The organism is Halosubterraneus shenae, from assembly GCF_050510935.1.
Taxonomy (GTDB): domain Archaea; phylum Halobacteriota; class Halobacteria; order Halobacteriales; family Haloferacaceae; genus JBDGPU01.
This window is the reverse complement of sequence record NZ_JBNLVO010000002.1, coordinates 45,496-70,862: the sequence shown is the minus strand read 5'-3', so window position 1 is coordinate 70,862 and position 25,367 is coordinate 45,496. Positions and strand designations below refer to the sequence as shown.

Annotated in this window: 25 protein-coding genes; 13 read left to right on the top strand and 12 right to left on the bottom strand. The window is 69.3% G+C overall.

From position 1 onward, the window contains the following. Positions 1-2,319, bottom strand: coding sequence for a histidine kinase N-terminal 7TM domain-containing protein (locus tag ACQE3M_RS03590; RefSeq protein ID WP_430504106.1), 2,319 nt, complete (start codon positions 2,317-2,319; stop codon positions 1-3). A 305-nt stretch (positions 2,320-2,624) separates the two neighbouring features. Between ACQE3M_RS03590 and ACQE3M_RS03585 the strand changes: the two genes are divergently transcribed. Beyond that, positions 2,625-3,167, top strand: a complete 543-nt coding sequence (locus tag ACQE3M_RS03585) for a KH domain-containing protein (protein WP_430504105.1) — start codon at positions 2,625-2,627, stop codon at positions 3,165-3,167. Positions 3,168-3,537: 370 nt separating this feature from the next. Then, on the top strand, positions 3,538-5,190 hold the full coding sequence (gene thsA / locus ACQE3M_RS03580) for a thermosome subunit alpha (protein WP_430504685.1): 1,653 nt from the start codon (positions 3,538-3,540) through the stop codon (positions 5,188-5,190). 1,016 nt (positions 5,191-6,206) lie between these two features. Here thsA and ACQE3M_RS03575 read toward each other — a convergent pair. The 3 genes from ACQE3M_RS03575 to thpR form a co-directional block, all read right to left on the bottom strand. After that, a complete protein-coding gene (locus tag ACQE3M_RS03575; protein WP_430504104.1) occupies positions 6,207-6,863 on the bottom strand; it encodes a protein sorting system archaetidylserine decarboxylase in 657 nt (218 codons plus the stop codon). Then, entirely contained in the window at positions 6,863-7,912 is a 1,050-nt protein-coding gene (locus ACQE3M_RS03570) for an AAA family ATPase (RefSeq protein WP_430504103.1), read from the bottom strand. The genes ACQE3M_RS03575 and ACQE3M_RS03570 overlap by 1 nt, the downstream gene beginning before the upstream one ends. Positions 7,913-8,702: 790 nt before the next feature. Next, a complete protein-coding gene (thpR, locus tag ACQE3M_RS03565) occupies positions 8,703-9,257 on the bottom strand; it encodes an RNA 2',3'-cyclic phosphodiesterase (RefSeq protein ID WP_430504102.1) in 555 nt (184 codons plus the stop codon). Between the two features lie 232 nt (positions 9,258-9,489). Between thpR and ACQE3M_RS03560 the strand changes: the two genes are divergently transcribed. From ACQE3M_RS03560 to ACQE3M_RS03550, 3 genes are all read left to right on the top strand, one after another. Next, positions 9,490-10,347, top strand: a complete 858-nt coding sequence (locus ACQE3M_RS03560; protein ID WP_430504101.1) for a tetratricopeptide repeat protein — start codon at positions 9,490-9,492, stop codon at positions 10,345-10,347. After that, a complete protein-coding gene (locus ACQE3M_RS03555; RefSeq protein ID WP_430504100.1) occupies positions 10,348-10,647 on the top strand; it encodes a DUF424 domain-containing protein in 300 nt (99 codons plus the stop codon). It abuts the gene before it with no gap. Positions 10,648-10,780: 133 nt separating this feature from the next. Next, positions 10,781-12,052 carry an aminotransferase class V-fold PLP-dependent enzyme gene (locus ACQE3M_RS03550; protein WP_430504683.1) on the top strand — a complete coding sequence of 424 codons (1,272 nt, stop codon included), beginning with the start codon at positions 10,781-10,783 and terminating at the stop codon, positions 12,050-12,052. A 162-nt stretch (positions 12,053-12,214) separates the two neighbouring features. Here the strand turns inward: ACQE3M_RS03550 and ACQE3M_RS03545 are convergent, their stop codons facing one another. Then, positions 12,215-13,090 (bottom strand): polymer-forming cytoskeletal protein, encoded by an 876-nt coding sequence (locus ACQE3M_RS03545; RefSeq protein WP_430504099.1) that lies wholly within the window; start codon positions 13,088-13,090, stop codon positions 12,215-12,217. 372 nt (positions 13,091-13,462) lie between these two features. On the opposite strand from ACQE3M_RS03545, the gene sufU reads away from it, so the two are divergent. From sufU to ACQE3M_RS03530, 3 genes are all read left to right on the top strand, one after another. Continuing rightward, complete coding sequence (sufU, locus tag ACQE3M_RS03540; protein ID WP_430504098.1) at positions 13,463-13,882, top strand: Fe-S cluster assembly sulfur transfer protein SufU; 420 nt, start codon at positions 13,463-13,465, stop codon at positions 13,880-13,882. Positions 13,883-13,973: 91 nt separating this feature from the next. Then, the gene (locus ACQE3M_RS03535) at positions 13,974-14,600 is read left to right on the top strand and encodes an Sjogren's syndrome/scleroderma autoantigen 1 family protein (RefSeq protein ID WP_430504097.1); all 627 of its coding nucleotides are present in this window, start codon (positions 13,974-13,976) and stop codon (positions 14,598-14,600) included. Between the two features lie 1,018 nt (positions 14,601-15,618). Beyond that, positions 15,619-16,152 carry an NADPH-dependent FMN reductase gene (locus ACQE3M_RS03530; RefSeq protein WP_430504096.1) on the top strand — a complete coding sequence of 178 codons (534 nt, stop codon included), beginning with the start codon at positions 15,619-15,621 and terminating at the stop codon, positions 16,150-16,152. On the opposite strand, the gene ACQE3M_RS03525 is transcribed toward ACQE3M_RS03530, so the two are convergent. The 3 genes from ACQE3M_RS03525 to larB form a co-directional block, all read right to left on the bottom strand. Further along, positions 16,149-16,412: a GIY-YIG nuclease family protein gene (locus ACQE3M_RS03525; RefSeq protein WP_430504095.1), complete on the bottom strand. Its 264-nt coding sequence runs from the start codon at positions 16,410-16,412 to the stop codon at positions 16,149-16,151. The two genes, ACQE3M_RS03530 and ACQE3M_RS03525, sit on opposite strands and share 4 nt — an antisense overlap. Before the next feature lie 101 nt (positions 16,413-16,513). After that, complete coding sequence (locus ACQE3M_RS03520; RefSeq protein WP_430504094.1) at positions 16,514-16,666, bottom strand: DUF7563 family protein; 153 nt, start codon at positions 16,664-16,666, stop codon at positions 16,514-16,516. 207 nt (positions 16,667-16,873) lie between these two features. Then, the gene (gene larB, locus ACQE3M_RS03515; protein ID WP_430504093.1) at positions 16,874-17,641 is read right to left on the bottom strand and encodes a nickel pincer cofactor biosynthesis protein LarB; all 768 of its coding nucleotides are present in this window, start codon (positions 17,639-17,641) and stop codon (positions 16,874-16,876) included. A gap of 319 nt (positions 17,642-17,960) precedes the next feature. On the opposite strand from larB, the gene ACQE3M_RS03510 reads away from it, so the two are divergent. Beyond that, on the top strand, positions 17,961-18,128 hold the full coding sequence (locus ACQE3M_RS03510) for a DUF1931 family protein (protein ID WP_004267503.1): 168 nt from the start codon (positions 17,961-17,963) through the stop codon (positions 18,126-18,128). A 66-nt stretch (positions 18,129-18,194) separates the two neighbouring features. Here the strand turns inward: ACQE3M_RS03510 and rpiA are convergent, their stop codons facing one another. Continuing rightward, the gene (gene rpiA, locus ACQE3M_RS03505; RefSeq protein WP_430504092.1) at positions 18,195-18,896 is read right to left on the bottom strand and encodes a ribose-5-phosphate isomerase RpiA; all 702 of its coding nucleotides are present in this window, start codon (positions 18,894-18,896) and stop codon (positions 18,195-18,197) included. Positions 18,897-19,018: 122 nt separating this feature from the next. On the opposite strand from rpiA, the gene ACQE3M_RS03500 reads away from it, so the two are divergent. Further along, positions 19,019-19,729, top strand: coding sequence for an SDR family NAD(P)-dependent oxidoreductase (locus ACQE3M_RS03500; protein WP_430504091.1), 711 nt, complete (start codon positions 19,019-19,021; stop codon positions 19,727-19,729). Between the two features lie 58 nt (positions 19,730-19,787). Here ACQE3M_RS03500 and ACQE3M_RS03495 read toward each other — a convergent pair whose 3' ends face one another. Continuing rightward, complete coding sequence (locus tag ACQE3M_RS03495) at positions 19,788-20,915, bottom strand: ORC1-type DNA replication protein (protein WP_430504090.1); 1,128 nt, start codon at positions 20,913-20,915, stop codon at positions 19,788-19,790. Positions 20,916-21,125: 210 nt separating this feature from the next. Continuing rightward, positions 21,126-22,169: a methyltransferase domain-containing protein gene (locus tag ACQE3M_RS03490; RefSeq protein ID WP_430504089.1), complete on the bottom strand. Its 1,044-nt coding sequence runs from the start codon at positions 22,167-22,169 to the stop codon at positions 21,126-21,128. A 205-nt stretch (positions 22,170-22,374) separates the two neighbouring features. On the opposite strand from ACQE3M_RS03490, the gene ACQE3M_RS03485 reads away from it, so the two are divergent. The 3 genes from ACQE3M_RS03485 (at position 22,375) to ACQE3M_RS03475 (ending at position 24,467) form a co-directional block, all read left to right on the top strand. Continuing rightward, the gene (locus ACQE3M_RS03485) at positions 22,375-22,935 is read left to right on the top strand and encodes a TATA-box-binding protein (protein ID WP_430504088.1); all 561 of its coding nucleotides are present in this window, start codon (positions 22,375-22,377) and stop codon (positions 22,933-22,935) included. An 81-nt stretch (positions 22,936-23,016) separates the two neighbouring features. Beyond that, a complete protein-coding gene (locus tag ACQE3M_RS03480; protein WP_430504087.1) occupies positions 23,017-23,379 on the top strand; it encodes a DUF7473 family protein in 363 nt (120 codons plus the stop codon). Positions 23,380-23,450: 71 nt separating this feature from the next. Further along, the gene (locus tag ACQE3M_RS03475; RefSeq protein ID WP_430504086.1) at positions 23,451-24,467 is read left to right on the top strand and encodes a CPBP family intramembrane glutamic endopeptidase; all 1,017 of its coding nucleotides are present in this window, start codon (positions 23,451-23,453) and stop codon (positions 24,465-24,467) included. Here ACQE3M_RS03475 and hisG read toward each other — a convergent pair whose 3' ends face one another. Beyond that, on the bottom strand, positions 24,468-25,358 hold the full coding sequence (hisG, locus tag ACQE3M_RS03470) for an ATP phosphoribosyltransferase (RefSeq protein WP_430504085.1): 891 nt from the start codon (positions 25,356-25,358) through the stop codon (positions 24,468-24,470). Positions 25,359-25,367: the final 9 nt, after the last annotated feature.

Sequence of the window (25,367 nt, the reverse complement as noted above, 5' to 3'; positions counted from 1 at the left end):
TCACTCGACGTCGAGGATGTCGAACTGTGCGCCGCCGCTCTCGCTTTCGTCGACCTCGACCGTCCAGCCGTGCGCCTCGGCGACCTCGTCGACGATGGCGAGGCCGAAGCCGGTCCCGCCCTCGCTCGTCGAGACGCCGCGTTCGAGCACCTCGTTTCGGACGTCGACCGGGATACCGGGACCGTCGTCGCTGACGCTGATACGGTCGCCCTCGCGCGTCACCCGGACCGTCACCTTGCCGCCGTCCGAACCGTGCTCGATACTGTTGCTGAAGAGGTTCGCGAACAGCTCCACGACCCGGGCCCTGTCGACCTCGGCCGTGCCGAGGTCGCCGTCGAGGCGCAGCGTCGCATCGCCCGTTTCGACCATCCCCCACGCGTCGCGAACGACGGTCTGGAGGTCGACCGGCTCCGTCTCGCCGATGGACTCGCCGTGGCGCGCGAGCTGGAGGAGGTCGTCGAGGAGGTCGTCCATCTGGTCGAGCGCGCGACCGATCCGGTCGAAGTGGTCCTCCGTCGGCTCCTCCCGCGCCAGTTCGAGGTAGCCGGTCGCCACCGAGAGCGGGTTGCGCAGGTCGTGTGAGACGACGCTGGCGAACTCCTCGAGCCGGTCGCGCTCCTCGCGCAGCTCGGCCTCGGTGTCGACCTGCTCGCTCGCCGTCGTCACGTGTGCCGACAGCAACCGAAGCGTCTCCACGTCGGTTTCCTCGAAAGCGTCGACGTCGCGGTCGAACACCTGCAGCACGCCAACGCCCTCGACCGGGACCGACGCCAGCGAACCGAACGTCTCCTCGATGATCGGATCCGGCCCGTCGTCGGCACCGACGTCGGCGTCCGTCCCGATTCCCGTCGCCGAACCGAGGGTGTCCGGCCCGTCCGGCGTCTCCGATTCTCCGTCGGTATCGCCGACCGCGTCGACGGTCGCGCCCCGGATCGTGAGGTCGCTGACGACGTGGGCGCTCCCGGCGTCGGCGACGCGCTCGGCGATGGTCGCGCTGAGAGCGTCGTCGAACGCGCCCGTCTTCCCGGTCGACGCGAGGGTCGTCCAGTCCTCCCCGTCGAGAAGCCGACAGTGGTCGGCATCGATCAGGTCGCGGGCCGCGTGGACGGTGCGTTCGTGGACCGTCTTCGCCTCCGTCGCCGCCGAGAGGTCGCAGCCGACCTGGACCAGCTCCTTCATCGTGGCGCGGCCGGCCGCGAGGTCGGACTGGGCCGCGGCTCGTTCGGTCACGTCGTGAAGCAGGAGGACGGCGCCGGCGCCGTCGGCTGTGCCGGGTCCGTCGAGTCGGCCAGTGCCCCCGTCGGACGCCCCCACGGGGCCACCGTCGCCGTTCCACCCGCGACCCCGTGTGCGGGTGATCGTCACCTCGAAGCGTTTGCGGCCCTCCGCCGTCGCGAGGGTCGTCTCGGTGTTCCCCCCCGTCGAGCGCGTCGAGAGGATCGCCCCGATCTCCGGGGCGATCTCGTCGATGCGCCGGCCGACGAAGTCGCCGTCCGCGTCGCCGGTGAACAGCGCCGCGGCCCGGGGGTTGTGGTCGATCACGTCGCCGTCGCCGTCGACGACGAGGGTCGGCTCCGCCATTACCGAGAGGACGTGGTCGCGCGTGATCGGCTGGAGCTCCAGCCAGCGGAACCGGAAGAGGCTCACCGCCCCCGCAAGCGCCGTGACGACCGTCGCCAGCGCGGCGAGGTCGAGTCCCGGGGCGATCGCGTAGCCCGCCGCGTCGGCGACGCCGGCCAGTGCCGGGGCCAGCGAGAAGGCCAATAGCGAGGCGGACTGCGCGCGCAACACGCCGCGCGTGCCGAGGGCGGTCGCGGCGAGGAGGAGGGTCGCGGCCGTGAGCAGGCTGTAGACGTAGGCGACGTGGGCGACGAACAGCGGTCCGTGGTCGGCCTCGAAGGAGTTCACCGGGGAGTCGGGCAGCCAGACGCGCTCCCAGAACAGCAGGTGGGCCTCGTTGGTGGCGACGCCCAGCACGATCACCAGCCCGAGCCCGACGATCGGGCCGAAGACCCGCGGCGTGAGCCACGACTGGTAGCCCGTGTACCAGAACACGTAGGCCAGCCAGATCGGCGGGAGGGCCGTGAGCGCGGCGATCTCCAGCTTCCCGATGAAGACGGACGCCGCCGGCGCCGTCTGGCTCACCTGGAGCGTGTACAGGAACACCCACAGTGCCGTCCCGGCGATGAGCGCGACGACGAGATACGCGCCAGTGTCGGTCTCGCGGCGGGCGGCGCGCGCAAGCGCCACGGCGAGGGCGAGAAGCGCGGCGCTCACCAACCCGAAGGGGGCGGTGAACGCCGTCACTTCCCAGCTCATTATGTTTGTGTCATCAGCAGTTAATAAAATGCTTTTGTTCGATGGCGGAGCCGCGAGCATATCGTCTGACACAAGTCAGTCCTCCGTCAAACCTGGGGCAGACGGCCGTCAGACACACCGCACCGATTGCGGCAGGACACATCCGGCGGCGACGCCCTCGAGCACGGCGGTGCCGGGATCGACCCCTCGACCCGGACACCGCGGCAGCGCCACGGGACACTCCACTGTTCCGGGACTACGGCAGGCGGCCGCACGGGACCCCTCGACGGAACATGTTTAAAGGGACTCGTCGGCTACAACTGGGTATGCAACACGTGAAGGTTCCGCAGGACCGTATCGGCGTCCTCATCGGCGAGGGCGGCGAGACGATGCGTGAAGTGGAGGAGCGGGCGGAGGTCCGGCTGGACATCGACTCCGAATCGGGGTCGGTCGCGATCGAGGAGGCCGGTGACCCGGTGACCGCGCTCGTCGCCCCGGACATCGTCAGGGCGATCGGCCGCGGGTTCACGCCGGAGGCCGCGCTCTCGCTGCTCGACCACGACCTGCGCACGTTCGACCTGATCGACCTGAGCGATCACACGCGCAACGACAACGACCTGGAGCGGAAGAAGGGCCGCATCATCGGCGAGAACGGCCGTACCCGCGAGCTGATGGAGGAGCTCTCCGGCGCCGACGTCGTCATCTACGGCACGACCGTCGGGATCATCGGGAGCCCCGAGGAGGTCGAGGCCGTCCGACGAGCCGTCGGGATGCTGGTCGACGGTGCCCCCCACGGCGCCGTCTACTCGTACCTCGAGGAGAAGCACAACGAGCTGAAAAACGACGTCGCGTTCGAGCCCGAACCGTAGTCCAGGCTCGGTCCGGTCCGACCGACTTCTCCTGCGGAGCGCTCGAATCGAACTGCGTTCGCTTCCAGTCAGCAGCGACTGCGTGTCGTCAGCAACGTCGACGCGCGTCGCCAGCGACGGCATCGCGCGTCGCAAGCAACGTCACTCTCCGTCGCCAGCGACGGCGCTGTCACCGAGAGCCCGAAAGCCAGAACGGCCGCCGGCGCCCCGTGTTCGGCTTATAAATAGAGGCTTGTGAACCAGTAGCACATATTCGGCCACCCACTCCCCTGCCGCGATTAGTGAAATCACCGAGCAAAACATATTTATAGAACCACAGACAATCATTGGGTGTAATATGTCTCAGCGACAGCGAATGGGCAACCAGCCCATGATTGTACTTTCCGAGGAGTCGCAGCGCACCTCCGGAAAGGACGCCCAGACGATGAACATCACGGCCGGGAAGGCGGTCGCGGAGTCGGTCCGCACGACCCTCGGCCCGAAGGGGATGGACAAGATGCTCGTCGACTCGACGGGCTCCGTCGTCGTGACGAACGACGGCGTTACCATCCTCAAGGAGATGGACATCGATCACCCGGCGGCCAACATGATCGTCGAGGTCTCCGAGACGCAGGAGGACGAGGTCGGCGACGGGACGACCTCCGCGGTCGTCGAAGCCGGTGAACTCCTCGACCAGGCCGAGGAGCTCATCGACCAGGACATTCACGCGACGACGCTCGCGCAGGGGTACCGCCAGGCCTCCCAGAAGGCCCAGGAGATCCTCGAGGAGGAGGCGATCGACGTCTCCGAGGACGACCGCGAAACGCTCATCCAGATCGCCGCGACGGCGATGACGGGCAAGGGCGCGGAGTCCGCGAAGGACGAGCTCGCCGAGCTCGTCGTCGATGCGGTCGTCGCCGTCGCTGAGGACGACTCCATCGACACCGACAACGTCTCCGTCGAGAAGGTCGTCGGCGGCTCCATCGAGGAGTCCGAGCTCGTCGAGGGCGTCATCGTCGACAAGGAGCGCGTCGACGAGAACATGCCCTTCGCCGTCGAGGACGCCGACGTCGCGCTGTTCGACGGCGCCATCGAGGTGAAGGAGACGGAGATCGACGCCGAGGTCAACGTCACCGACCCGGACCAGCTCCAGAACTTCCTCGACCAGGAGGAGGAGCAGCTCCGCGAGATGGTCGACCAGCTCGAGGCCGTCGGCGCCGACGTCGTCTTCGTTGACGGCGGCATCGACGACATGGCCCAGCACTACCTCGCACAGGAGGGCATCCTGGCGGTCCGCCGGACCTCGTCCGGTGACCTCGACCAGCTCGCCCGCGCCACGGGCGGCCGCGTCGTCGGTAACCTCGACGACATCGAGGCCGACGACCTCGGCTTCGCCGGCTCCGTCGCCCAGAAGGACATCGGCGGCGACGAGCGCATCTTCGTCGAGGACGTCGAGGACGCGAAGTCCGTCACCCTCATCGTCCGCGGCGGCACCGAGCACGTCGTCGACGAGGTCGAGCGCGCCATCGACGACTCCCTCGGCGTCGTGCGCACGACCCTCCTCGACGGGAAGGTCCTGCCTGGCGGCGGTGCCCCCGAGACCGAGCTGGCGATCCAGCTCCGCGAGTTCGCCGACTCCGTCGGCGGCCGCGAGCAGCTCGCCGTCGAGGCGTTCGCCGACGCGCTGGAGGTCATCCCGCGCACGCTGGCCGAGAACGCCGGTCTCGACCCCATCGACTCGCTCGTCGACCTCCGCTCCCGCCACGCTGGCGGCGAGTTCGGCGCCGGTCTCGACGCCTACACCGGCGAAGTGATCGACATGGAGGAGGAGGGCGTCGTCGAGCCCCTCCGCGTCAAGACGCAGGCCATCGAGTCCGCGACGGAGGCCGCGACGATGATCCTCCGCATCGACGACGTCATCGCTGCCGGCGAGCTCAAGGGCGGCGGCTCCGACTCCGGCGGCGACGAAGGCGGCCCCGGCGGCGCGCCCGGCGGCATGGGCGGCGGCATGGGCGGCATGGGTGGCATGGGCGGCGCGATGTAAGCGTCTCTCCGTAACGCCACACCATCACCCAGTCGTTCCACGTACCGCCCGCCAACCGAACGCTGACTTTCTTTCGACGCTGATTCGAGTAGCCGGGGGTCTGTCTTTCGAGATTTTGCTTATGAATCGGCTGTGTAGGTGTAGACGCTACAGTACTTCTCCGTGACTTTCGGAAAGCCCTCGGCCGCTCTCGCTTATGAATGGGAAGAACAGGTGCAGACGCTGCTACACTGAACCATAACAGCGGGAAAGCCCTCGGCCGCTCGCGCTTATAAATGGGAAGAACAGGTGCAGACGCTGCTGCGGTTTCCCACAACAGCCAGAAAGCCCTCGGCCGCTCGCGGTCGCTGTCCCGAAAATCGGAGATTTTCGGGCTCCGAGAAATCTTCGATTTCTCGCGAAGCAGGATATCCGCGCCTCTCCGCACCGCCCGGCGTGGATAGGGCCTGTCTCAGCGACTCCCCTGCGGCGCGACCGGCCGCGCCCTTTCAGTCCGCCAGGACAGCACCACCCCGCAATCGCACCGCAACTGCACCGCGACCGCACCGCGACCGCACCGCACAGCAACCGCCATCCTCACCCCTCCCCAGCCTCGGCCGGCGCCGGGACCGCACCGCCTCGGCGCCGGCCTCCCTCGCACGCGTTGCTCGCGCGCGCCGGCCGCTCCGCTCCGCACGCCCGAAAGCCGGCGTACGTCGTCGGCGGCGCAGCCGCCGCCGGCGTCGCCCCGGCCACCACTCCGGGGCGGGACTGAAAGGGGCAGCCGCTGAGCGGGATGCTCTGCGACGTAAGCACTGAGCCGACGAACGAGCGAAGCGAGTGAGTCGGCGAGGCGCGCAGCGAGCAGCGCGACCGCTCAGTGGCTGGGGCTTTCTGGGTGTGCTGAGTGGTGTCGCCGGTGACGACGACCAAATTTGTTTAAAAGCGCGAGCGCTCAGCGGCTGGGGCTTTCTGGGTATACTGAGTGGTCTCTCAGAGAGTCCCGCCTTATAAACAAACCAGCCAAAAACGGAGCCTCACTCGACCGATTCAACCAGCACGGACTCCCCTGCATGAACGGTTTCGCCCTCCGAAACCTCGAGGTCGTCCCGCTCCACGCTAGCCGGGAACAACACGTCCGCGCGAGACCCGAACGAGATGTGGCCGATTCGCTCCCCGCGCTCGACTTCGTCGCCTTCCGCAACTGCCGGATGAATCCGACGCGCGAACCAGCCGGCGATGAGGAACAGCTCGTACTCCCCGCAGTCGACGACGACCTGCTCGTTGCGGTCGGAGTCCTTCGAGAAGGCCGGTTTATAAGCGCCGGGCCGATGCCGGACCTCGCGCACCTCGCCGGCCATCGGCGCGCGGTTGACGTGGACGTCGTCGACGTTCATGAACACGCCGACGCGCAGGCGGTCGCCCTCCTCGCGGATCACGCTCACCGTGCCGTCGGCGGGCGAGACGACGCCCGAGTCCGGCACCGACCGGTCCGGGTCGCGGTGGAACAGCAGCGTCGCCAGCGACAGCGCGAGCATCGCGACACCGACCGGCGGCGCGAGGAACAGGAGCGGCACGCCGAGCAAGGCGGGGATCCGCGCGAGTCGCCAGCCGTTGTCGACGACGTCGAAGGGGAGCAGTTTCGCGAGAGGTGGTTCCCCATCGTCCGCCGACTCGGACAGGTGGTCGGTCATCAGGCTGGCGGCGCTTCGCGCAGGTCGGTCGACAGCTCCGTGCGGCCGGCGGCCCACGACGCGAGCAGGTGCGTCAGGTGGAGCCGGTCGTCGAGCCCGTCAGCGAGGTCGAGGTCCGCCTCGCCCGCAAGCTTGTGGAGGCGCGCGACCTCGGCGCTGTCGTACGTCGATCCCGCGCGGGCGACACGGAGGATCTCGCGGAGCAGGTCCGGACCGTCGTACCCCTCGTCGTCGAGGAGGTCGTCCAGCTCGCCGCGGGCGTCCTTCAGGTCGCCGTCCTGCACGGCGGCGAGCGCGTCGCGGATGGCCTCGTCCGGGCCGACCTCGCCGAGCGTCTCGTAGGCGGTCGACATCGTGATCTCGTCGTGCTCGGCCGCGGTCGTCTGCGCGGAGAGGATGGCCCGGCGGAGGTCCCCGCCAGCCGCGGAGGCGACAAACTCGAGGCCGTCGTCGTCGTAGGCGACGTCCTCGGCGTCGGCGATGTCCGCGAGTACGTCGATGGTCTCGTCCGTCGACGGCGCGCGCATCTGCACCGGGAAGCAGCGCGAGCGGATCGGCGGGATGAGCTTCGTCGGCTGCCGCGTCGTGAGGATGAACTGCGTCGTGCGGTGGTGCTGCTCCATCACGCGGCGGAGCGCCTGCTGGAAGTCCTCGCGGATCGCCTCCGCGTTGTCGAGGACGAGTGTCTTGTAGTCGCCGCTCATCGGCGCGTAGGCGGCCGACTCCTTCAGCACGCGGTTGATCATGTCGCGTTTCGCCATCCGGCTGCGTCCCTGCAGGAACTGCTCGAAGCGGGGGTCCGTCCGGATCTCCTTTTTCGTCCGGTCGAAGAAGTCCGCGACGTTGATCTCGATGAGGTCGTTCTCGACGTCGTCGTGGGCCTCCGCGGCGAGCGCGCGCACGGCGGCGGTCTTGCCGACGCCCGGCGGCCCCTGCACGACGAGGTTCATCGGCTCGTCGAGCGCCCGCCAGAGCCGGTCGCGGGCGTCGTCCTGCCGGATCTCCGAGAGCGACGGGGCGTGTCGCTCCGTCCACAGCGGTCCGTCCATTGCGTGTGTCTCGGGGACGCGCGCTCAAGAATCGGTCGATCAGGGGTGGGCTGATTATGTGTGGTTGTTGTAGTCCTCATCGCTGGTGACGGTACTCAGGATACCCAGGAAGCCTCAGCTACTGACCGGTCGCATTTATAAGCAAATCCGGTTATCGTCGCCAGCGACACCACTCGGCACGCCCAGAAAGCCCCAGCCGCTGAGCGCTCGCGCTGCTCGCTGCGCGCCTCGCCAGCTCACTCACTTCGCTCGTTCGCTGGCTGCGGTGCTTACGTCGCAGGGCGTCCCGCTCAGCGGCTGCCCCTTTCAGTCCCACCCAGGAGTGGTGGCTGGGCGTCGGTCGGGGCGGTTGGCTCGCCAGCGAGGCGCGCCGGGTGTCCGGCGTGCGGTGCTGGACGGTTGGCGCGCGCGAGCAACGCGTGCGAGGGAGGCCGGTGGCGCGCCGATGCTGTGCGGGCCGGCGCGCCCCGGCCGAGGCTGGGGAGGACTGAGGAAATGCGGTTGCGGTGCAGTCGCGGTGCTGTCGCGGTTGCTGTGGTGGTCCTGGCGGACTGAAAGGGCGAGTGCCGGTCGCGCCGCAGGGGAGTCGCTGAGCCGACCCCTATCCGCGCCGGGCGGTGCGGAGAGGCGCGGATATGTCGCTCAGCGACCGCGAGCGGCCGAGGGCTTTCATGCTGTTCTGGGCAAGTGTAGCAGCGTCTGCACCTATAAACCCAATTTTCAGAGCAAAACGACCCAGGCGCGCTACGTCACTCTCGAGACTGGCAAAAGCAAATCACCCGAATTCAGCTCACAACTCGAACGATTCGACCGTCTCGTATTCGGGCCCATCCTCGGTCAGGTGCGACTCCTTCAGCCGGACCTCGTCGACGGTGAACGTCCCGACAGTGGGGTTGTGGTCCCGGACGACCTCCTGCACGATCTCCTTCCCGCGGGCATCGTTCATCCGGGCGAGGGTGAAGTGGGGCGTGAACTCGTGCTCCTCGGGGGCGTAGCCGAGGTCCGTCGTCGCGTCCTCCAGCGCCTCGTGGAGCGCCGACAGCTCGACAGCGCCGCCGTCGACGCCGACCCAGACGACGCTGATGTAGTCCAGCGAGGGGAAGACGCCGAGGCCGCCGACGTTCGTCTCGAAGGGCTCGACGTCGGCCGCGTCGACGGCGGTCGCCGCGGCGTCGATCACGTCGTCGACCTCGTCGTCCGGCACCTTGCCGAGGAACTTCAGGGTGACGTGGGCCTGGTCCGGGTCGGTGAAGTTCAACCCCTCGGCCCCCTGCAGCTCCTCCTGCACCTTCGAGAAGGGCGTTGCGAGCTCGTCCGGCAGGTCCACGGAGAGGAACGCGCGCATAGGCCTCGCTACCCCGGCTCGGAACCTAAAAGGGACGGCCGGGTGGGAGTCGGGGGGAGCCAGGAGGTGGGCGCCGGGCAAGGAGCGAGCCGCCTCGATCGAGGGCGGTCGGTTCGCCACGAACCGCCGCGCCGGCGAGAGCCAGCCTCCCGTCGGATCGTGTGGGTGTTCCACTCGAAGCGGAGGGGCGATGACGTAACGCTTACCCCCGCCGGTCGCCAATTCGTTGCATATGACTGACGAGCGGGACACGAGCGACCACGAGTTCTCCTCGGGGCAGGGCTTCGACGAGGACTACGAGGAGTTCGACCTCGAGCCGCCGGAGCTGAAGGTCGACACGTCGAAGGTCGACCCCGTCGACACGCGGGTCGTCTCCGACGAACTCGACCAGCGTAACATCGCCAGCGACGAGGTCGATATCGACCAGCTGATCGACGTCGGGCTCTCCTACATGGGGATCAACCGGTTCGAGGACGCGACCGAATCCTTCGACCGCGCGGCCCAGTTCGCCGAGGACGACTCCCTCGAGAAGCAGGAGGCGTTCGTGAACAAGGGCGCCGCCCACGCCGAGCTCGAGGAGTGGGACGAGGCCATCGGCGCGTACCAGGAGGCCATCCGCGTCGACGACGACTCGGAGCACGCCGCCACCGCGGAGACGAACCTCGCGTACGCGCTCTGGGAGTTCGGCCGCCACGAGCAGGCGCTCGAACACGCCGAGCGCGCCGTCGAGATCGACCCGCGCTTCGCGGAAGCCTGGTACAACCGCGGCTTCTTCCTCCTCGAGCGCGGCCTCGCGGAGGACGCCGTCAACGCCTTCGACAACGCCATCCGCCTTGGCAACCGCAACGCGGCGGTGCTCGAGGAGAAGGCCCGCGCCCTCGAGGAGGCGGGCCAGATGGAGGAAGCACAGGAGGTCGCCGAGGAGGCCGAGGAGCTCCGCGACGACAAGGAAGAGCAGATCGTCAACGAGCACGGCCAGGGCGGCGTCGGCGGCGGCCAGGGTGGCGTCGGCGGCGGTCAGGGAGGCGTCGGCGGCGGCCAGGGCGGCATGGGAGGCGGCCTCGACGGCGAAGGCCCCGAGGGGTTCTAGATGCTGCTCCGCGAACGCACCACGGAGGAGGGGCTGCTCGTCTCCGTCTGTGACCCCGACTGCCTCGGGGAGACCTACGAGAACGGCGCCGCCTCGCTCACGGTCGACGAGGAGTTCTACGGCGGCCCCGACGCACGTGAAGCGACCCGCGAGGAGGTCGTCAACGGCCTCCAGCGCGCGCAGGTCGCGAACATCGTCGGCGCGGAGGCCGTCGACGTCGCGGTCGACGCCGGCCTCGTCGACGAGGAGACGGTCCTCGACTTCGGCGAAACGCGGCACGCGCAGTTGCTCTGGCTCTGACCGGCGCAACGGTCGGCTGTTTTTGCGAAACCGGGACGATTTCGCGCTCGACGACGTAACCGCCAGTCGTTACCCTGCGACCGTCGGACCGAAGGTGTGTTGACCCTGCGGACCGTGATAGTAGTCAATGGGAGTGCAGGAACAGTATCCGTTCGACGTCGACGCGATCCGTGCCGACTTCCCGATCCTCGATCGAAAGGTCGGCGGTGACGTGACGACGCCCGGAGAAGGACCGAACGACACGCAGGACCTGGTGTACCTCGACAACGCGGCGACGAGCCAGACGCCGGACCAGGTCGTCGACACCATCGCCGACTACTACCGGAGCTACAACTCCAACGTCCACCGCGGGATCCACCAGGTGAGCCAGGAGGCCTCCGTCGCCTACGAGGAGGCGCACGACCGCGTCGCCGAGTTCATCGGCGCCGAGGGGCGCGAGGAGATCGTCTTCACGAAGAACACGACGGAGGCGGAGAACCTCGTCGCCTACGCGTGGGGACTCAACGAGCTCGGCCCGGAGGACAGCGTCGTCCTCACCGAGATGGAGCACCACTCCTCGCTGGTCACCTGGCAGCAGATCGGCAAGCGCACCGGCGCCGACGTGCGCTACATCGAGGTCCAGGAGGACGGCACCCTCGACATGGACCACGCCGCGGAGGTCATCGACGAGACCACCGAGATGGTCTCCGTCGTCCACGTCTCGAACGCGCTCGGGACGATCAACCCGGTCCGCGAACTGGCGGACATGGCCCACGAGCAGGACGCGTACGTCTTCGTCGACGGCGCCCAGTCCGTCCCGACCCGGCCCGTCGACGTCGACGACCTCGGCGCCGACTTCCTCGCCTTCTCGGGCCACAAGATGTGCGGGCCGACCGGCATCGGCGCGCTGTACGGCCGCGAGGAGATCCTCGACGCGATGGAGCCGTACCTCTACGGCGGCGAGATGATCCGCCGGGTCACCTACGAGGACTCCACCTGGGAGGACCTTCCGTGGAAGTTCGAGGCCGGCACGCCGTCCATCGCGCAGGGCGTCGCCTTCGCGGAAGCCATCGACTACCTCGACGACATCGGCATGGAGAACGTCCGCGCCCACGAGGACCTGCTGGCGGAGTACGCCTACGAGCAGCTCAGCGACCTCGGCGGCATCGAGATCTACGGCCCGCCGGGCGACGAACGCGGCGGCCTCGTCGCGTTCAACGTCGAGGGCGTCCACGCCCACGACCTCTCGAGCATCCTCAACGACTACGGGATCGCCATCCGCGCCGGCGACCACTGCACCCAGCCGCTCCACGACAAGCTCGGCGCCGCGGCCTCGGCCCGCGCGTCCTTCTACATCTACAACACGGTGGAGGAGGTCGACGCCCTCGTCGACGCCGTCGCGGAAGCGAAGGAGCTGTTCGCGTAACCGGGTCCGCACTCCCCTTTTTAAACGACTACAGCCGACAGCGCTCAGGTTGTGCCGTCGCTAGCGAGCGAGCCGCAACAGTCGCTAGCGCCGTCGCTGGCGACGGTATTTAAAAGAAATCGGCGGTCGTCGAAGCGTGTGCGCGGGGAGTCGTCCGCGAGTCTACTGGCTGCCGGACTCGGAGACCTCGCCCTCGACCGTCACGTCGCTGCCGAGCTCGACCGTCTCGCCGCTGACGTCGCCGGTGACCAGCGAGTTCGCGCCGATGACGACCGCGCCCTTCGAGGAGACGTCGCCCTGGACTTCGTTGCCCGAGCCGAGTTCGACGCCGCCGTTGCCCGTCACGTTGCTGCCGAAGACCACGTCGGCCTTCGAGGTGAGCTGCTCCGTGATGAGCGCCCCGCCCTCGAGCGTCGCGCCGCTCGCGACGGTCGCGGAGTCGGCCGAGAGCGTCTGCGCGACGGTGACGCCCTCGCCGATCTGAGCCTCGAGACCCGCACCGACGAAGTCGTTGAAGACGGCGTCCGTCTTCGCGACCAGGTTCTTGCTGGACGACGCGGTGCCGTCGACGCGGGCCGCCTTCCCGACCGTCAGCTTCCCGTTGGCGGTGATGCCGCCCTCGACGTGGGCCTCGTCGCCGACCGTCACGTTCTGGGCCTCGACGGTGCCGCCCACCGTCGAGCCGGCCGCGAACGTCGCGTCGCCGAACGTCTGGACGCGGCCCGTGACGACGGCGTCCTCCTCGACGGCGACGCCCTCGCCGGAGTCGATAGCGCCGTCGAACTCGACGCCGGACGCGACCGTCACGACGCCGCTCGCGGAGGCGACCTCGCCCGTGAAGTCGCCGTCGACCGTCAGGTCGCCGTCGACGTCGTAGGGGCTCTCCTCCGTTTCGGTCGGCGTTGCCGTCGGGGTGGCTGTTTCCGTCTGCGCTTCCTCGTCGCTGCCGCCGGTACAGCCGGCCAGGCCGGCCGCGCCGAGACCGGCGATTCCTGCGAGAACCTTCCGTCGAGACTGCGAGTGATCGCTGGGGACCATACTCGGGCGTATGCCGGAGCCCTATTTACGAGTGACGTTTGCGGTGCGGGTTTTCTTCCGAGAAATAAGATAATATTGCAGGTATTCGGAAGATCGGTCGGATTTGCCCGTGGTATTTACCCACATGGAGGGTTTTGGTAACACCCGTCACGGACGGAGGCCCACGTGCCGATGCTCCACGGATAGGAGCGATCGCGCCACGCGTGTGCTGGAACGAACAATGCGTCCGGAAACGTGCCTCGCGTTCGGACGTGCCCCGCGTCCGGGAACGTGCCCCGCGTTCGGGACGTGCCCAGCATTTGGGGACCGAACGGCCGCGAACCCCGCGCTGCGGAACCCTTTTGGCCGCGAGTCGTCAATCTGTCGGTAACTATGGGAATGGGCTCGGACATGTACCGACAGCAGATCCTGGATCACTACAAGAACCCGCGCAACTACGGGGAGATGGAGGATCCGGACTTCACGCACGTCGGCGAGAACCCCTCCTGCGGGGACACGATCCAGATGGACGTCCGGCTGGAGGACGACGGCGAGACGATCGACTACGTCTCGTTCACCGGCGACGGCTGTGCGATCTCGATGGCCTCGGCGAGCATGCTCTCCGAGCGGCTCGCCGGGATGACGATCGACGAGCTGCACGACCTCGAAACGGACGACATCACGGAGATGCTCGGCGTCGACATTTCCCCGATGCGCGTGAAGTGTGCCGTCCTCGGCCGGCAGGTCGCCCAGGACGGCGCGAAGATCCACGAGGGCGAGATGGACCTCGACCGGACGAAGACCGAGGAGTAGATGCCGATCCGGGCCCACACGAGACGAAGCGACGCCTGAGCCGACGAACCAGCCCGCCGGGCTTTTGCAGGCGAACGACGTTACCCCACGTATGAGCGAGTTCGACAAGGAAGCGGAACGCGAGAAACTCCGGGAGAAGTACGAGGCGGACAAGGAGAAGCGCCAGCACACCCAGCGCATGTCCGACCTCCTCCTGAAGGGCGCGACGATGACGAACCAGCACTGCAACCAGTGTGGCGACCCCATCTTCCGCCACGAGGGCCAGGAGTTCTGCCCGAGCTGCGGCACCGGGCAGGCCGCGGCGGAGGGCGGTCCCGAGAGCGAAGCGTCCGAGGCGGACGCCGGTGCCGTCGACGCCGAGTCCGCCGAGGCGACCGGCGCGTCCGGACGGCAGCCGAACGCAACGCGGAGCCAGCAGCCAGCCACTGAGCAGCAGTCCCAGCAGTCCACCCCCGCGCAGCAGTCGACGCCGACACAGCAGTCCCAGCAGTCGCAGCAGTCGACTCCGACCCAGCAGTCGACTCCGACCCAGCAGTCGACCCCCACGACCGAGCCCGCCGCCGACGCGCCCGCGGACCTGCAGGCCGCCCGCGAGTCGCTGGCCCGGACCGTCACCAAGTTCGCGCGTGCGGCCGAGGCGACTGACGACCCGCGTCGCGCTCGCGAGCACCTCGAAGCCGCGCGCGAAGCCGCCGAAGCTCTCGCGGCGCTGGAATAGGGAGTCCGCTTCCGGGTTTTCTCGGCCAGAGTCGGAGCGGTAGGGTTTGATTTCGAGTACTTCGGAGTTTCCAGTGCATGGGCGCTCGCTCTCGCTTATAAACTGGATCGAACGGGTGATACGGTCTCGCTCTCGACAGTACCGCAGACTCCTCGAAAACCCTCGGCCGCTCTTACTTATAAACCGGATGCGCGGGTGCAGACGCTGCTGCGCTTGACAGCACCGCAAACGTCCAGAAAGCCCTCGGCCGCTCGCGGTCGCTGCGCGACATATCCGCGCCTCTCAGCACCGCCCGGCGCGGATAGAGGTCGACTCAGCGACTACCCTCCGGCGCGACCGGCCGCGCCCTTTCAGTCCGCCAGGACCGCGACAGCACCGCAACCGCCACCGCGACAGCACCGCAACCGCCACCGCGACAGCACCGCAACCGCAATCCTCAGCCCTCCCCAGCCTCAGCCGGGGCGCGCCGGTCCCGCACAGCATCGGCGCGCCGCCGGCCTCCCTCGCACGCGTTGCTCGCGCGCGCCGCCGCCCCGCACCGCACGCCGACCAGCCGGCGAACGTCGACCGCAGACCAACCGCCGCGCGCGACGCCCGGCGACCACTCCCGGGCGGGACTGAAAGGGGCAGCCGCTGAGCGGGACGCCCTGCGACGCTAGCACCGCAACGGCGAACGAGCGAAGCGAGTGAGCCGTGAGGCGCGCAGCGAGCAGCGCGACCGCTCAGCGGCTGGGGCTTTCTGGGCATGCCGAGTGGTGTCGCTGGCGACGTTAGACGCCCTCGTTTATAAGCGCGACCGCTCAGCTGCTGGGGCTTTCCGGGCATGCCGAGTGGTGTCTCAAGCGACGACGGCCAATCTCATTTATAAGCATAACTGCTCAGCGGCGGGAGCTCCCGAGAAACTCCGATAAGTCTCGCAGGCGACGATCAGCCTAACAACCACACGCGAAACCCCACAATCCGCAATCTCGCGAGAGCGTCTCGGACCGTTTTTAGCCAGCCATCACGCAGCACACCCATGACCACGGTCGTCGCCGTCTGCGGGAGCCTCCGCGATGGGAGCTACACGCGAATCGCCCTCGAGCACGCGCTCCGCGGGGCCGCCGCGGCGGGCGCGGAGACGGAGCTGCTCGACCTGAAGGAGTACGACCTCCCCCTGTACGACCCGGACGCGGACGGCCAGGGCGACAGCGAGGAGGTCAAGCGGATCGCGCGGGAAGCCGACGGGCTCCTCCTCGGGTCGCCGGTGTATCACGGCTCCTACTCGTCGGCGTTCCGCAATTTCCACGACTACTGCTCGTTCGACGAGTTCGAGGACACCGCCGTCGGCCTCCTGGCGACAGCCGGGGGCGGGACCTACGGGGTCACGCTCGACCACATGCGCTCGACCGTCCGCGGCGTCCACGGCTGGGTCGTCCCGCACCAGGTCGGCATCCGGAACGCCTCCGGCGCGTTCGACGACGACGGCGCGTTCCGCGACGAGGACCTCCGGAAGCGCACGGAGAAGCTCGGCCGCGTCGTCACCGACCACGCGGAACGACTGCGGGACTAGGAACGGTCCGAATCGCCAGAGTCCGCCGCGACGAGCCGCTCCTTCTTCGAACGCTGAAGCTGCTTGATCTCGTACTCGCGGGACATCGCGGTCGACTTGTCGGCGAACTCCTCGACGTGGACCAGCTCGACCGGCGTCCGCCCGCGGGTGTACTTCGCGCCCTCGCCGGCGTCGTGCTCCGCGACGCGGCGCTCGACGTCCGTGGTGTACCCCGTGTAGAGGGTGTCGTCGGCACAGCGCAGGACGTAGACGTAATGCACAGCTGGCGGTGAGGGACTGGGCCTAAAGAAGGCGGGGACTGGCAGCTCCGGGACGACCGCGGCAGGGACCTGCGGGGACGTCCCGCCGCAGCTGGCGGGGATCAGTCCTGCTGGCGGGTCCGTTCCTGGGCCACTTCCGCGATCCCGGCGTTCGCCGAGCACGACGGACAGGCGTTGAGCCGCCCGTGCTCGTCGGCGAATACGCGCGCGAAGCGATCCGACACGTGTGACCCGCAGTGGTCGCAGCTTGTCATGGTGGGCCGGCATCCACAGCTGCCGGCATCCAATGTATGGGACGAATACCCAAATACCCTTCCTCTATGCCTATTTATGGCAACCTCGACCCACTCTACCGCCGATTTTCTGTTTTATACTTTTGGGTGTTTCCCGCCCGGATACACGACCGTGCAGCCGCTCGTGAGCGGGCGAGATCGACGAGTGGATCCGGGCCAGTTCGATAGCTATGAGTCCCGGGCCGCGTCGACCGCTCGCGCGATCAGGCCGGCCTGCGCGCCCGCGACGAAGCCGGCGTCGACGTTGACGGTCGAGAGGACGGTACAGGACTGGAGCGCCCCGTAGAGCGCGGCTTCGCCGTCGCCACCGACGCCGTACCCCGACGCGACCGGCAGCGCGATGACGGGGGCGTCGACGAGCCCGGCGACGACGGTCGGCAGCGCCCCCTCGCGGCCGGCGGCGACGACGACGACGTCGGCCCCGCGCAGGCGGTCGAGCTGGTCGACCAGACGGAGGAGGCTCGCGACGCCGACGTCGTCGACGCGGTCGACGTCGGCACCGATCTCCCGGACGATCGTGGCCGCCTCGCCCGCGACGGCGCGGTCGGCGGTGCCCGCGGTGACGACGGCGACGGTCGCGTCGAGGGACGGCGGCTCGAACTCGTCCCCGTGGACGACGACCGTCCGCGCGCGTTCGTCGTGCTCGACCGTCGCGTCCGGTTCGGCGTCGGCGATCGCCTCCCGGATCCCGGCGGCCGTCTCGTCGTCGGCGCGGGTGACGACCGCGCGGCCGGTCGTTTCCACGGCGGTCGTCGCCATCGCCGCGGCCTCCGCGGGGGTCTTCCCCTCGGCCAGGATCGCCTCCGGGATCCCGCGGCGTCGCTCGCGGGCGGCGTCGAACCGCCCGGCCTCCGTCGTCGCGTACCCCTTGAGCCGGGACTCCGCCTCGGCAGGGGTGATCTCCCCCGCCGCGAGCGCGTCGAGCGTCTCTCGCATACCCGACCCCTCGGCCGCCGGGCGTTCGTAGTTGTCGGTCTCGACGGCCGGCGCGGGGAGGGCAGCGCCGACCGCGACCGCCGACCGCGACGTCGAGGCCGCCGCGCACGACGCCGGCGAACCGCAGGACGGGGCCAAAGTTTCCGGTATTTACTCGTGAAATATCGTTCACCCCCGGCCGATCGGCGTTCGGGGGCGCGGTAACCCCAGAAGACTTATAAGGAATGACCCGTCGGACCCCCTGTGAACGGCCCGCAGCCGGGCCCTACCCGTCGAATTCAGGAACTCTTATTAAGGGCGGATTGAAATGGCCGGTTGCATGGCAGACCTCATTGTCAAGGCAGCCGTCAAGGAAGCGCTGGACGACAAGAACGTCGCTTCGGACTTCTACGACGCGCTCGACGAGGAAGTTGATGAGCTGCTCGAGGACGCCGCCCGCCGCGCGGAAGCAAACGACCGCAAGACGGTCCAGCCGCGCGACCTCTAAACCGGGTAGCGTCTTCCAATATCTTCTTACCGGGCACCGACCGCCGAGCGACAGCCACAGGGGCAGTTACAGCTCCGTCCGCCGCACGCCGTCGTCGGTACCGACGTACACCGCGTCCGCGAGGTCGACGAACAGCCCGTGCTCCACGACGCCCGCCGTCCTCGAGAGCGTCGTCGCCAGCGACGCCGGCTCCGCGATGTCGCCGAAGTCGCAGTCGAGCACGAGGTTCCCGTTGTCGGTGACGACGGGGCCGTCCTTCGCGGACGCCTCGCGGAGAGCCGGCTCGCCGCCCGCGGCGCGGACCGCCTCGCTCACGACGGTCCAGGCGTCCGGGTGGACCGCAACCGGGACCGGGTGTTCGAGCGTCGGAACCTCCTTCGAGGGATCGGCGACGACGACGAACCGGTCGGCCGCGCTGTCGACGATCTTCTCGCGGCAGTGGGCCGCGCCGCCCCCCTTTATCAGCTGGCCGTCCGCGACCTGGTCCGCGCCGTCGATGGCGAGGTCGATGCCGGGCGCGTCGGGCCCGACGACCTCGTCGAGGGCCGCGAGGGGGATCCCCGCCTCGCGGGCGCGCCGCCGGGTATCGAAGGAGGTCGGAACCCCGCGCACGTCGAGGCCGTCGGCGACGCGCTCGCCGATGGCGCGGATGGCGTGGGCCGCGGTCGACCCGGTCCCGAGACCGACGACCATCCTGTCCTCGACCAGCGCCGCGGCCGCCTCGCCCGCGCGGCGCTTCTGTGCCGTCGTGCCGCCGCTCGTCTTCATGTCCGGGGCGTCGCGCGGGGGCGACAAAGCCCTTACCGTCGCTGGCGGCGGGGGTGGTGAGGTCCGCCTTCGAGGTGAGCGCCGTGGACACACCTTTGTCGCCGGCGCCCGACCCTCCGTCCATGCCACAGACCGCACTCATCGCCGGGGTCGGCCCCGGGCTCGGCGAGTCGCTCGCGCGGAAGTTCGCGGCCGAGGGCTGCCAGGTCGGCCTGCTCGCGCGCACGGAATCGTACGTCGCGGAGCTCGCGGCCGACCTCCCGACCGCGGCGGTCGGGGTCGACTGCGACCTCACGGACCCGGACGACGTCGTGACCGCGGTCGAGACGGTCCGCGACGAGCTCGGGCCGGTCGAAATTCTCGTCAACCACGCCAGCGGCGGCGCCTGGAAGGGGATCGACGACCTGACCGTCGACGAACTCGACCACGCCCACGCGGTCGGCGTCCGCGGCGGGTTCTGCTGTACGCGCGCGGTCGTCGACGACATGCGCGAGGCTGGTGGCGGGACCGTCATCTTCACCGGCGCGACGTCCGCGCTACGCGGGCGCGAGGGGGCGCTCGCCTTCTCCGCGGCGAAGTTCGGCGTCCGCGGCATGGCCGAGTCGCTCGCGCGGGAGCTCGGCCCGGAGGGGATCCACGTCGCCCACGTCGTCATCGACGGGCAGATCCTCCCGCCGGAGCTGCGCGAGGAGGGGGCCGAGGGCGGGGCGCCCGAGACCGAGGAGTACCTCGACCCCGACGCGATCGCGGAGAGCTACTGGCACCTCGTCGAGCAGGAGCGGTCGGCCTGGACGCTGGAGCTGGACCTGCGGCCGCACGTCGAGGAGTTCTGAGAAGCGCGTCGCGGGCGCGTCAGCGGCGGCCGCAACGGCGTCGGCGACGCCGGCGACGTTACTGCAGCCGGTCGAGCACGGCCTCGGAGTCGTACGCGAGCGAGAGCTCGCGGGAGCGCCCGCGCCCCTCCACCTCGGCGTACTCGGCCTCGATGATGCCGAGCTGGTCGAGCTTGTTGATGATCTCGGAGTAGCGCGTGTAGCCGAGGTCGGTCGTCTCGTGGAACGCCTCGTAGACGGTCCCGGCCTGCTCGCCGTCGTGTTCGGCCAGCACCTCGACGAGCGCGCGCTCGGAGTCGGAGAGCCCGCGGAGCGAGCGCGAGAGGTGGACGAACTTCGACTTCTCGTAGGCGGACTCGACGTCCTCCTCGGCGATCGACCGGGAGGCGCGCATCTCGGCGTTGAGCCCCGCACGGCGCAGGAGGTCGATGCCGACGCGGAGGTCGCCGCTCTCGGCGGTCAGGTCGGCGACGCGTTCCAGCTCCGCGTCGTCGATGACGCCGTCGTGGAACCCGCGCTTGGCGCGCTCCCGGAGGATGTCGTAGATCTCGTCGACGTCGTAGACGGGGAAGTACACCTCCTCGGGGCGGAACACCGACTGCACCCGGGAGTCGAGCTCGTCGATGACGTCCAGCGAGAGGTCCGAGGAGACGACGATGACGCCGATCTTCGCGCCGCCCTGCGCCTCGTGGGCGCGCAGCAGCGAGTAGAGCGTGTCGGAGGCCTCGTTCTCGTAGAACAGGTAGTTGACGTCGTCGAGCGCGACGACGAGCACCTCCTCCTCCTCGACGAGCCGGTCGGTGATCTGGCCGAACAGCTTCTTGAAGGAGATGCCGGAGGAGGGGGGCTCGTAGTCGAACAGCCCCTCGAACAGCCGCGAGAAGACGGCGTAGCGCGTCGAGTCGACCTGGCAGTTGACGCGGACCGTGCGCACGTCGGTCTGTGCGCGCAGCTCGGTGAACAGCTTCTGCGCGGCGGTCGTCTTCCCGGTCCCCGGCGGCCCGCGGACCATCGTGTTCAGGGGGCGGGACCCGCGGACGGCCGGCCGGAGCGCGTACTTCAGGCTCTCGAGCTGGCTCTCGCGGTGTTTGAACGTCTCCGGGACGTGGTCGATCTCGAAGACGTGCTCGTCGCGGAAGACGGACTCGTCCCACGAGAGCATGTCGCCGTCGGGGTCCCCGCTCATCACGTCGATAACCACACGCCGGCCACTTAACCATTCCCCGGATCCCGGGTGAAAGTGAAACTTGTCCGAAGGGGGACCGAGACCCCGGGAAAGCCCACGAGCGTTTTCACTATCACGTCGCTCCTGTGTGGCGAAAAACGCCGACAGCACCGCGGCCGCGTCCGGCCCGATGCCGTCGCCGACGCGAGTTTCAGTTCCGGTCGTCGAGCGCTACTCCCGACGCAGCGCGAGCACGTGCCGCGTCAGCGACCGATGCACGCGGCGCTCGAACCGGGCGTCGACCCGCCAGCCGGCGGCTCGCGCTGGCCCGCGCCAGTCGCGGTCGGCGACGATGACCGCGCGCGGCGCGACGCGAGCGGCCTCCGAAAGCGCGCCCTCGACGAGGTCGGCGAGCTCGTGCCGGGCGACCTTCGACTGGCGGCCGTACGGTGCGTCGAAAGCGACGGCGTCGACCGCGTCGTCGCGGAGGGGGAGCGCGGTGGCGTCGCCGCGGGCGACCTCGAAGGCGGGGGAATCTCCGTTCTCACCGTCGTCCGCGTACCCGTGCGCCCGCAGGTTCTCCCGGGTCCCGCGGACCATCTTCCGCTGGGCGTCCGTGCCGAGCAGGTCGGCGCCGACGCGCCCGCCCTCGACGAGCAGCCCGCCCGTCCCGCACATCGGGTCGAGCAGGGTTCGATCGGGTGCGGCGCCGGCGACGTTGACGTACGCGCGGGCGTCGATGGGCGCCATACTGCCCGGCTGGAAGAAGGAGCGCTCGGTCGGCTTCGGCGAGAAGTCGCGGGCGGCTTCCGTGTCGACCCAGCCGAGCGCGCAGACGCTTCCCGCCTCGCCGTCGGCGCCGGCGACGGCGTCGTGGGCGGGGCGGTCGCCGGCCGCGAACAGCGCGCGGAGGACGTGGTCGGGGTCGTCGAGGTCGACCTCGAAGCCGCGGTCGACGAGGACGCCGCCCAGTTCGCGCTCCGCGGCGCTCGTGGAGACCTCCGTGGTGGCCCGGACGTTGCGGGCGCGGACCGCGACGGAGCCCTCGCGGTCGATGCCGGCGGCCTCGAGGAGCGCGACCGCGGCGTCGAGGTCGGCGTCAGTTCGCCCGACCGCCTCGTGGGCCGCGCGGGTGTACGCGAGCCGCCGGACGCCGTCGCCGGCGTGGCCCGCGCGGGCGATCCCCGGCGCGATCAGTTCGACGCCGGCCGCGGCGGTCGCCGCCTCGTAGGCCGCGAAGGCGTCCTCCTCGCCGGCGAGTTCGAGCCAGTACACGCCCGGCATTCCGCCCGGCGTCGGCAAGAGGATAGCGGTTCCGCGACCGTCGGCGTGGGTGGCGTCGGCGGCGTCGGCGGCGTCGGCGGTGGCGTAGCGGTGTCGGTGTCGATGTCGGCGCCTGAGCTGGGCCCAGAAACCGGGCCCAGTTGGAGCCTCGACTAACTAACCTTTTTAATCCTTAAATCCATCACTTAAAACGAGAATGCCCGATCCGACAGAGACCATCAACATCGAGAACGTCGTCGCCTCGACGGGGATCGGCCAGGAGCTGGACCTCCAGAGCGTGGCGATGGACCTGGAAGGCGCGGATTACGACCCGGAGCAGTTCCCCGGCCTCGTCTACCGGACCGAGGAGCCGAAGTCGGCGGCCCTGATCTTCCGGTCGGGGAAGATCGTCTGTACCGGCGCGAAGTCGACCGACGCCGTCCACGAGAGCCTCCACATCGTCTTCGAGAAGCTCCGGGAGCTCCAGATCCCGATCGAGGACGACCCCGAGATCGAGGTCCAGAACATCGTCACCTCCGCGGACCTCGGGGAGAGCCTCAACCTCAACGCCATCGCCATCGGGCTCGGGCTCGAGCACATCGAGTACGAGCCGGAGCAGTTCCCCGGGCTCGTCTATCGCCTGGACGACCCCGACGTCGTCGCCCTCCTCTTCGGATCCGGGAAGGTCGTCATCACGGGCGGGAAGGATCCCTCCGACGCGAAGGAGGCCGTCGCCGAGATCGTCGAGCGACTCGAGGAGCTCGGGCTGCACGCCTGACCGCCTGCGCCGGAGCCGATCTCCGGAGTCGGCCGGGTCCCGAACGCGGTTTCTTTTATTCACCCCACCGTAGAGTAGTCCATGTTCCTGCAAACGGGTACGACCCCGCTGGCGCTTCTGGGGACGTTGCTGCTCTTCGCGGTGTTTCTCTCCGTGACGGCCCACCTCGCCGCGCGCAACGTCCTCGGCGACGTGGACCCGTCGGTCGCAGTCGCGGTCGGCCCGCTCCCCGCGGCCGTCACCGTCTTCGGCGTTCGCGCTGGGCTCTCCGCAGCGCTCCTGTTACCGCTCGCGCTCCTCGTCGACTGGCTCGGCATCCGCTGGGCCTACGATCAGGAGGCCCGGCAGGCAGCGTACATCACGCTCATCCACTTCGTCGTCTCCGTGCTGCTCGGGATCGTCATCAGCGGCGTCATGATCCTGCTCGCGAGTCGACCCGGATAGTCGGCGGATCACGACGACTACTCCCGGGACGGCGCGCTGGTTTTTAAATATACCACGGGCGCAGTGCCGGTATGGATCCGCTCGGAGCGTTTCGCCGCACCGTCTGGGCCAGCGACGAACGCCGCCCCCGGATGCCGGTTCGGCTCCTCCTGACCGGCGTCGTCTTCGTGTTCGTGAGCGTCGCGCTCGCGACGGCCGTCCGGGTCGTCGGGATCGGTGGCAGCGAGGCCGGGGCGTACGCGGCGATCGTCCGGATCGGGCTGTCCGGGCTCGTGGTCACTGCCATCGTGCTCGTCCCGTGCGGGCGGTTCCTCGACCGGCGCCGGCTCCGGGACTTCGGCCTGCGGCTGGACCGCGACTGGTGGGTCGACTGCGCGTTCGGGCTCGCCCTGGGCGCCGGCCTCCAGGCGGCGGTCTTCGGCGTCGGCTGGCTCGCGGGCTGGTTCCGGGTGACGGCCGCGTTCGTGAGCGACGGCTCGTTCGCGGTCGGCTTCGCGAGCGTGCTCGTGCTCTTCCTCTCGGTCGGGATCTACGAGGAGCTCGTCGCCCGGGGCTGGCTGCTCACGAACCTCGCCGAGGGGCTCCGGTTCGCCGGCGAGACGATCGCGGTCGCCGTCGCCGTCGCTGTCTCGGCCGGCGTGTTCGGCGTCGCCCACGCCGTGAACCCCGGCGCGACGACGCTGTCGACGGGGATCATCTCGCTCGCGGGGGTGTTCCTCGCGCTCGGCTACGTGCTCACGGGCGAGCTGGCGATCCCGATCGGCGTCCACGTCACCTGGAACCTCTTTCAGGGCGCCGTCTTCGGGTTCGGCGTCAGCGGGCTCTCGCTGCCCGCGACGGTCCTCGAGACGGAGCCGACGGGCCCGAAACTGCTGACCGGCGGCTCGTTCGGCCCGGAGGCCGGGGTCCTCGGGCTGGCCGCCATCGTCGTCGGCTGCGGCGCGACCGTCGGCTGGGTGTGGTGGCGCACGGGCTCGGTCGGGATCCACCCGCGCGTGACGGCGCCGGAGCTGGTGACGGACGTGGATCCGGAGCAAGCGGCCGCGGGCGACGCGGGAGCGGAAACGGCGACCGTCGACGACGCGTAGCTACTCGACGAGCCGCTCGATCTCGGTGACGAGGATGCCGCTCGCGCCGACGTCTTTTAAGTCCGTGATCGTCGAGAAGACCTCCGCCTCGTCGACGACGACGTGGACGGCGACGGTCTCCTCGCCTTCTTCGGTCTCCTCGACGTCCATCACGGTCGGGCCGCCGAGCCCGGGGATGACGTCTTTGACCTCGTCAAGGCGATCCTTCGGCGCGTTCAGCATCAGGTAGCGTTTGCCCTCGGCGTCGATGACGGACTGGAAGGCGGTCCGGACCTCCTGGACCTTCGCGTCCGCGGCGACGTCCGGGCGCGCGAACAGGCGTACGGAGGAGGCGAGCACCTCGTCGATGACGGCCAGCCGGTTGACCTGCAGCGTCGTCCCGGTCGAGGTGATGTCGACGATGGCGTCGGCCATGTCGACGTGCGGGGTCAGCTCCGTCGCGCCGGTGACCGTGACGATCTCGGGGTCGACGCCGACCGAGTCGAAGTAGTTCCGCGTCACGTTCGGGAACTCGGTCGCGACGGTCTTGCCCGCGAGGTCCGCGACGTCGGTGATGTCGCCCGCCTCGGGCGCCGCGAGGACGAGTCGGCAGTTGCCGTAGCCGAGGTTCAGCAGGTCGACGAGGTCGCCGTCGTCGGCCAGGTCCGCGCTCTCGACGACGCCGCCGGATTCGGACGCCTGGTCGAGGCCCGTTACTCCCAGGTCCGCGGCGCCGTCGCGGACGTACTCCGGGATGTCCGCCGCGCGCGCGTACAGGATCGAGACGTCCGGGTCGACGGTGTCGGCGTACAGCTGGCGTTCGGCCGTCTCCTCGACGTGGAGGCCGGCCCGTTCGAGCAGGTCGAGCGTCGGTTCGTGCAGGCGGCCCTTGTTGGGCACGGCGATGCGCATGGAGTGTCC